At 71.8% G+C, this 7701-nt stretch carries 6 protein-coding genes; all 6 read left to right on the top strand.

The features are described from left to right. Positions 1 to 151 precede the first annotated feature (151 nt). Entirely contained in the window at positions 152 to 445 is a 294-nt protein-coding gene (locus tag ACNFOC_RS47165) for a hypothetical protein (RefSeq protein ID WP_416965161.1), read from the top strand. Positions 446 to 663: 218 nt separating this feature from the next. Then, on the top strand, positions 664 to 2907 hold the full coding sequence (locus ACNFOC_RS47160; RefSeq protein ID WP_416965160.1) for an MMPL family transporter: 2244 nt from the start codon (positions 664 to 666) through the stop codon (positions 2905 to 2907). Continuing rightward, positions 2885 to 3460, top strand: a complete 576-nt coding sequence (locus ACNFOC_RS47155; protein WP_416965159.1) for a GNAT family N-acetyltransferase — start codon at positions 2885 to 2887, stop codon at positions 3458 to 3460. The genes ACNFOC_RS47160 and ACNFOC_RS47155 overlap by 23 nt, the downstream gene beginning before the upstream one ends. Positions 3461 to 3495: 35 nt before the next feature. Further along, positions 3496 to 4131 (top strand): hypothetical protein, encoded by a 636-nt coding sequence (locus ACNFOC_RS47150; RefSeq protein ID WP_416965158.1) that lies wholly within the window; start codon positions 3496 to 3498, stop codon positions 4129 to 4131. A gap of 210 nt (positions 4132 to 4341) precedes the next feature. Beyond that, the gene (locus tag ACNFOC_RS47145) at positions 4342 to 4527 is read left to right on the top strand and encodes a hypothetical protein (protein WP_416965157.1); all 186 of its coding nucleotides are present in this window, start codon (positions 4342 to 4344) and stop codon (positions 4525 to 4527) included. A 113-nt stretch (positions 4528 to 4640) separates the two neighbouring features. Beyond that, a partial coding sequence (locus ACNFOC_RS47140; protein ID WP_416965156.1) for a helix-turn-helix transcriptional regulator occupies positions 4641 to 7701 on the top strand: 3061 nt, incomplete at its 3' end.

Genomic DNA, 7701 nt, shown 5'->3' with positions numbered 1-7701 from the left:
GGGTCAGGCGGGCGGTCAGGTCGGTGTCGGGCATCGGTGAACGGTGTCCTCCGGTTCTGCGTAGGTTGCTGTGAGGAAGCAACGAGATTGTGGAGGACGTCGGTTGGCCGCGCATCAGGTTTCTCAGGTGGAGGGGCTACGCTCGCCCGCCATGGACGGACGCGGAGATTCCGAGACACCGGACTTCGGGGATCCGGCGCTGGACGCGCGGCGGGCCCGTTGGACGGCCGCGCTGACCGGTGCCGTGCTGGCCCTCGTGGGAGTGGGCGCGGCGGCGCTGCGGGCGAGCGGATCCGCGCCCGTGCTCGTTCCGGCCGCCTACGCGGTGGGTGCCGTGGCGTGTGGGCTGGCGTCGGTGCTCGGGTCCAGGGGGCGTACCAGACGGGCGCTTTGGCTGTTGGTCGTCGGGGCGATGGTGATGGCGCTCGGCGATCAGTTCGACTGAGACAGCGGTCAAGGCGACAGCCAGGACTACAGAGTTGCCGTTACTGTCCTGTGATCTGGCTCCCACTCCCGTGATTCAGCGCACGAACGTCATGAACGATCATTTTCTGCTGCAAGAGTGAACTCCGTATTGCTCATCCGTTCTTTGCGGGCTGTTCATTCTTTGCGCGACGGTTCCCGGTCAAAGATCCACAAATCGCCGTCCCCGGGAGCACGTTCGTGGCAGCCCTCGCCCGCTGGTGTGTTCGGCACCGCCTCGCCGCCGTCCTGTTGTGGCTCCTCGCGTTCGGCGGGGTCACCGCGGCCGCCGCCGTCGCCGGATCGGCGTACTCGAACGACTACGAGGCCCCCGGCACCGAGTCGGGTCGTGCGACCGAGTTGCTCAAGGAGGGGTTCCCGGGTCTCGGCGGCGACAGCGACACCGTCGTCTGGCACACCTCGCCCGGCTCCGTCCGCGCCGCCGATGTCGAACAGACCATGACCGGCGTTCTCGACAAGATCGCCGACCTGCCCGGAGTCGCCTCCGTGGTCAGTCCGTACGACGGGCAGGGCACCGGTCGGATCAGCGCCGACGGGCGGACCGCCTACGCCACCGTCACCTTCGCGCATCAGGCCGAGGGCATCGGCAAGTCCGAGGCGCAGGCGGTCGTGAGCGCGGCCAAGGCCGTCGAGACCGACGGGCTCCAGGTCGAGGCGGGCGGCAGCGCCGTCGCGCTCACCGAGGCGTCGAGCGGGCACACCGCCGAGATCGTCGGGGTCGCCGTCGCCGCCCTCGTGCTGTTCCTCGCCTTCGGCTCGCTCGCCGCCTCGCTGCTGCCCATCGGCACCGCCCTGTTGAGCGTCGGCACCGCGTACGCGGCGATCGTGCTGCTCGGGCACGCCATTACCGTCGCCGACTTCGCGCCCATGCTCGGCATGCTGATCGGGCTCGGCGTCGGCATCGACTACGCGCTGTTCATCGTCACCCGGCACCGGCGCGGGCTGAAACGCGGGCTGTCCGTCACCGAGGCGGTCACCAACGCGGTCGTCACCACCGGGCGCGCGGTCGTCTTCGCGGGCGCCACGGTGTGCATAGCCCTCCTGGGGATGCTGATCCTGAGGCTCGGCTTCCTCAACGGGGTCGCGATCGCCGCCTCGCTGACCGTGGTGCTCACCGTCGCGGCCTCCGTGACGCTTCTCCCGGCCCTGCTGTCCTTCATCGGCCCCCGCGCCCTGAGCCGCCGCGAACGGCGCAGGCTGGCCGAACACGGACCCCAGCCGGAGCTGCCCACCGGCCTCGCCGCCCGCTGGTCCGCGTTCGTCGAGCGCCACCCCAGACTGCTCGGCACCCTCGCCCTGATCGTCATCACCGTCCTCGCCCTGCCCACCTTCGCCCTCCACCTCGGCACCTCCGACCAGGGCAACGACCCCAGGTCCTCGACCACCCGCCAGGCCTACGACCTCCTCGCGACCGGATTCGGGCCCGGCGTCAACGGCCCGCTCACCCTCGTCACCAGGATCGACGGTGCCGAGGACAGGCTCACCCTCGACAACCTCGACGCCACCCTGCGCACCACCGAGGGCGTCGCCTCCGTGACCCCGGTGACCTACGACGGCAGCGGCACCACCGGGTACTTCTCGGTCGTCCCGGACTCGGCGCCGCAGTCCCAGCGGACCAGCGACCTCGTCGACCGGCTGCGCACCGAGGTGCTGCCGCGGGCCGAGACGGGCACCTCGCTCGACATCCACGTCGGCGGGGTGACGGCGAGCTACGACGACTTCGCCGACGTGATCGTCGGCAAGCTCCCGCTGTTCGTCGGGGTCGTCATCTCACTCGGCTGCGTGCTGCTCCTGCTCGCCTTCCGGTCGATCGGCATCCCGCTCAAGGCCGCCGCGATGAACGTCGCCGCCGTGGCCGCCGCCTTCGGAGTCGTCGTCGCGATCTTCCAGTGGGGCTGGGGGAGCGAGTTCCTCGGGCTCGGCCGGGCCGGGCCGATCGAACCCTTCCTCCCCGTGATCATGGTGTCGGTCCTCTTCGGGCTCTCCATGGACTACCAGGTCTTCCTGGTGAGCCGGATGTACGAGGAATGGCTGGAAACCGGCGACAACCGCCGAGCCGTCCGCGTCGGCCTAGCCGAGACCAGCCGGGTGATCAACTCCGCCGCCGTCATCATGATCTCCGTCTTCCTCGCCTTCGTGCTCAGCGGCGACCGCGTGATCGCCATGTTCGGCATCGCGCTGGCGGCAGCCGTCGCCCTGGACGCCTTCGTGCTCCGTACGTTGCTGGTGCCCGCCCTTATGCACCTGCTGGGCGGCGCCAACTGGTGGCTGCCCCGGGGCCTCGACCGCGTCCTGCCCCGCATCAGCATCGAGCCCCCCGAGTGCCGTGCCGCCCATGAGAGGCTGGCCGCCGCGACGGACGCCGAGGTGGCGGACGTCCTGGCGAAGGAGCGGGAACAGGATGTACGCGATATCCCTGGGTGACGACGGAGCCGAACTGCGTCCCCTGGAGCCGTGGCACGCCGAGGAGTTCCTCGCGCACCTGGAGCGCGGCCGGGAGTTCATCGGCCAGTACATATCCTTCGGGTCCAAGGCGACGGACCTCGACTCCACGCGGGACATGCTCCAGCGCTACGCCGACCTGCGCGCCGCCGACAGCGCGTCCCTGCACGGCATCTGGCTGGACGGCAAGCTCGTCGGCGGGGTCCTCTTCCTGAACTTCCACGCCGACCAGGGCAACTGCGAGGTCGGCTGCTGGCTGGAACCCGCCGCTGCCGGGCGCGGGCTGATCACGCGCGCGATGCGGATCCTCATCGACTTCGCGATCGAGCGGCGCGGCATCCACCGCGTCGAATGGCACGCCGCCGCGGGCAATGAGAAGAGCCTGAATGTTGCCCGCCGCATGGGCATGACCAGGGACGCGGTCCTCCGCGAATCCCACCCCCACGGGGGCGTACGGCACGACATAGAGGTGTGGTCCGTGCTCGCCCCCGAGTGGCGCGAGGCACGCGCGCGTGCGCGGCACAGCGATCTTTAAGGAACTTCTCAGAAACCACCCCTACCGTGCGCACCATGGGTACCAAGACTGTTGACGAGGCCGCGAACGAGGCCACCGAGGTGAAGAGCGACGCGGAGACCGTCGACGTCACCAAGACCGATGTGACGAAGACCGATGTCACCAAGACCGACGAGGAAGTGACCGGGACGGAAGGCGAGAACCAGCCCGCGGACGAGGTCGAGCACGACGACGACCTCACCGAGGAGGAGTACGCGGCCGAGCTCGCGAAGCTCCAGGACGACCAGGCGGAGGGCCCCTCCGGCGTCGGCCAGGGCGCAGCCGCCGTGGTCTCCGCCGCGCTCGGCTTCATCTCGCTCTCCGGCGGCTGGATCGGCACCGTCGCCGGCGCCCGCGAGACCCTCGTGGGCCAGCTCCACACCGCCTCCACCGCGAGCGTGGCCACCCAGATCAAGGAGGTCTACGGCGACGCCTGGCACACCACCGCGCTGTGGGCCGGCATCTTCGCCCTGCTCGGCGTGCTCGTCGGTGTCGCGGCCCTCATCCGGCCCGCGTTCGGCACCCCGGGCAAGCCGCAGGCCACCTGGATCAAGTCGGTCGCCTGGGCGGGCGTCGCGCTCGGTGTCGTAGGACTGCTCCTGGCCGTCCTGAAGTACACCGACGTCCTGCTCAGCCTGCCGTCGGCCACCTGACGGCCGGTTCGCGCCACCGCACGTACATCAGGGGTCTTAGGGCCTTCGTAAGCACCTTACGAAGGCCCTAAGACCCCTTACGCATGTCTAAGGCCCGCCCGGCCCCGCAAGATGCGGAACTCTCCCGATGTGGCGGACCCCCCTCGGAGACGAAGGTTGAGGCATCGCAACAAGCGAAGCCGAAGAACCGCCTCTTCCAAGGGACTTGAGATGTACGAGTACGAACTCCACCAGATGCGCTCCGCCGAACTCCGCCGGCAGGCCGCGAACGAGCGCCTCGCCCGCGAGGCCGTCCGCGGCGCCCGTGCCGCCCGCCGCGAGCAGGCCCGCCGGGCCGCCGAGGGGGAGGTGCATACCAAGAGCCCCCGCAGGCACCTGTTCGCCCGCGTCTCGTGACCGTCCGGCCCCGGGAGGACGGCCGTACGGCGCCCGCCCGGCAGGCCGGAGGGGCGCTCCTCCCCGCGGCCGCCCTCCCGAAAACCGGTGCCGCGTTGTCAGACCCGCGTGACATGCTCGCAAGAGTGGAGACCAGGTCCGTCAGTCCGGTCTTCGTCGGCCGCGCCGACGAACTGGACACGCTGAACGATGCGCTCGCCCGCGCCGCCGCGGGCGAGCCGCAGGCGTTGCTGCTGGGCGGCGAGGCCGGCGTCGGCAAGACCCGACTGGTCGAGGAGTTCGCCACCGCGGCCTGCCGCCGGGGCGCCGTCGTCGCGCTGGGCGGCTGTGTCGAGATCGGCGCGGACGGACTGCCCTTCGCCCCGTTCTCCACGGCCCTGCGCGCGCTGCGCCGCGAACTGCCCGACGAGCTGTCCGCGGCGGCCGCCGGCCAGGAGGAGGAACTCGCCCGGCTGCTCCCCGAGTTGGCGGAGACACCCACCGGCCGGCGGGCCGGCCGCCACGACGAGGAGGGCATGGCCCGCCTCTTCGAACTCACCGCGCGCCTCCTGGAGCGCGTCGCCGCCGACCGCACGGTCGTCGTCGCCCTGGAGGACCTGCACTGGGCCGACGCCTCCACCCGCCACCTCCTCGCCTACCTCTTCCGCACCCTGCGCACCGGCCGCCTCGTCGTCCTCGCCACCTACCGCGCCGACGACATCCACCGCCGCCACCCGCTGCGCCCCCTGCTCGCCGAACTCGACCGGCTCCGCACGGTCCGCCGGATCGAACTGGGCCGCTTCAACCGCCAGGAGGTGGGCCGCCAGATCGCCGGCATCCACGCCGCCGAACCGGACCCCGCCCAGGTCGACGAGATCTTCGAACGCTCCGACGGCAACGCCTTCTTCGTCGAGGAACTCGCCGTCGCCGCCCACGGCGGCTGCCGCACCAGCCTCACCGACTCCCTGCGCGACCTGCTCCTCGTCCGCGTCGAGTCACTGCCCGAGAGCGCCCAGCGGGTCGCCCGGATCGTCGCCGAGGGCGGCTCCACCGTCGAGTACCGGCTGCTCGCCGCCGTCGCCCGGCTCGCCGAGGATGACCTCATCGAGGCGCTGCGGGCCGCCGTCGGCGCCAACATCCTCCAGGCCGCCCCCGGTGACGACGGCTACCGCTTCCGCCACTCCCTGGTCCGCGAGGCCGTCGGCGACGACCTGCTGCCCGGCGAGCGCTCCCGCATCAACCGCCGCTACGCCGAGGTCCTGGAGGCCGACCCGACGCTCGTCCCGGCCGACCAGCGCGTCATGCGCCTGGCGAGCTACTGGTACCACGCCCACGACGCCGCCAAGGCTCTCCCCGCCGTCCTGGACGCCTCCGTCGCGGCCCGCGGCCGGCACGCCCACTCCGAGCAACTACGGCTCCTGGAGCGGGCGATGGAGCTCTGGGACACCGCCCCCGACGCCGTACGCGCCGGTCTGCGCCCCGTCGACTACACCGAGGTCTACCCGCCCTGCGGCTGCGACCCCGAGACCACACCCCTGCGCTACCTCGACCTGATGGCGGAGGCCGCCGTCGCCGGGCGGCTCAGCGGGGAGCGCGAACGCGCCCTGAAGATCACCAAGCGGGCCCTGCACCTCCTGGAGGACGAGGGCGACCCGCTGCGGGCCGCCTGGTTCTGGGTGCAGCGCTCGGTCCTGGTGCGGGCCCAGTCCCGCGGCGACGGCTGGTCCGAACTCGCCGCCGCCCAGGAGCTGGTCCGCGGACTGCCGCCCTCCGAGGTGCACGCGGAGGTACTGGCCAAGGTCGCCGGCTGGTCCACGGTGCATGTGCCGGGCCCTGACGCCTACGTGGCCGCCGAGCGCGCGGTCGAGTACGCCCGCATGGTGGGCGCCCGCGAGATCGAGCTGGACGCGCGCCTCACCCTGGCCGGCCTCATGGTCGTGTCCGGCGACGTCGAGGCGGGCCTCGCCGAACTGGCCGAGGTGAACGAACGAACGGTCGCGGAGGGCATCTCCACCGTCGCCGGCCGCAGCTATGTGAACCTTCCCTCCTTCCTCGAAACGGTCGGCCGCTCCCGCGAGGCCCTGCCCATCCTGGAGACGGGGCTCGCCTTCGCCAAGAAGTTCGGCCAGTTCGACAAAGAGGCCTGGATCTGGGGAAACCTCGCCGAGTCCCTGTTCACCCTGGGCCGCTGGGACGAGGCCGCCGAGGCGGCGACCAACTCGCAGCGCGTGGACCAGAGCGCCAAACCCCGTGGTTTCCACGCCCGGATCCTCGCCGAACTCGCTCTCGCCCGAGGCGACTTGGCGCAGGCCCGTGACCAACTGGCCGCCGCCCGCGAGCACTTCGGCACCCATGACGTCGCCCCCCAGCACCATCTGCCGCTGGAGCGGATCGAACTCCAGGTCGCCACCGCCGAGGGCCGCCTCCTCGACGCCCGCGCCACCCTCGAACTGGTCCTGGACTCCGGCTTCCGCCCCGGCACACACTCCGAGGCCTGGCCCCTGCTGGTCACCGCGGCCGTCGCCGAGACCCGGGCCATCGGTCTGCCCGTCGCCGAGCCCGGCCGCGCCAAGATCCTCGAACGCATCCGGGAGGCCGCCAAACCGGTCGCCACGAACGTCCCCGTCTGGCGGGCCCACGAACGCTGGCTGCGTGCCGAACTCCTGCACGTCGAGGGCCGCTCCACCCCGGACGACTGGTCCGAGGCGGTCGCCGCCTTCGAATGCCTCGACCGCCCCTACGACCTCGCCCGCGTCCGGCACCGGCTGGCCGAAGCGCTGCTGTCCGACCCCGACGGGGGCGACGACGAGCGGGAACGCGCCACGGAACTGCTCCGCCTGTCCGCCGCCGTGGCCGACCACCTGGGTGCCCGCCCGCTCGCCGACTCCGTGGCCTTGCTCGCCCAGCGGGCCCGGCTGACCCTCACGAAGGTCCCGGCGGGGAGAGCGGTCCCCTCGGACCCCGCCGACCCCGTCGAGGCGCTCGGCCTCACCAGCCGGGAGCGTGATGTCCTGCGGCTGGTCTCCGCCGGCCGCACCAACCGGCAGATCGCCGAGGAACTCTTCATCTCCCCGAAGACCGCGAGCGTCCACGTCTCGAACATCCTCGGCAAGCTCGGCGTCTCGGGCCGGGGAGAGGCGGCGGCCGTCGCCCACCGGCTGGAGCTGCCCACTGTGAGGAATGCCAGCAGCAGTG

Origin of the sequence: Streptomyces colwelliae, assembly GCF_048158785.1 — a bacterium.
In the GTDB taxonomy this organism is placed as follows: domain Bacteria; phylum Actinomycetota; class Actinomycetes; order Streptomycetales; family Streptomycetaceae; genus Streptomyces.
The sequence above is the reverse complement of the archived record's forward strand: the minus strand, read 5'-3'. Positions and strand labels throughout refer to the sequence as shown.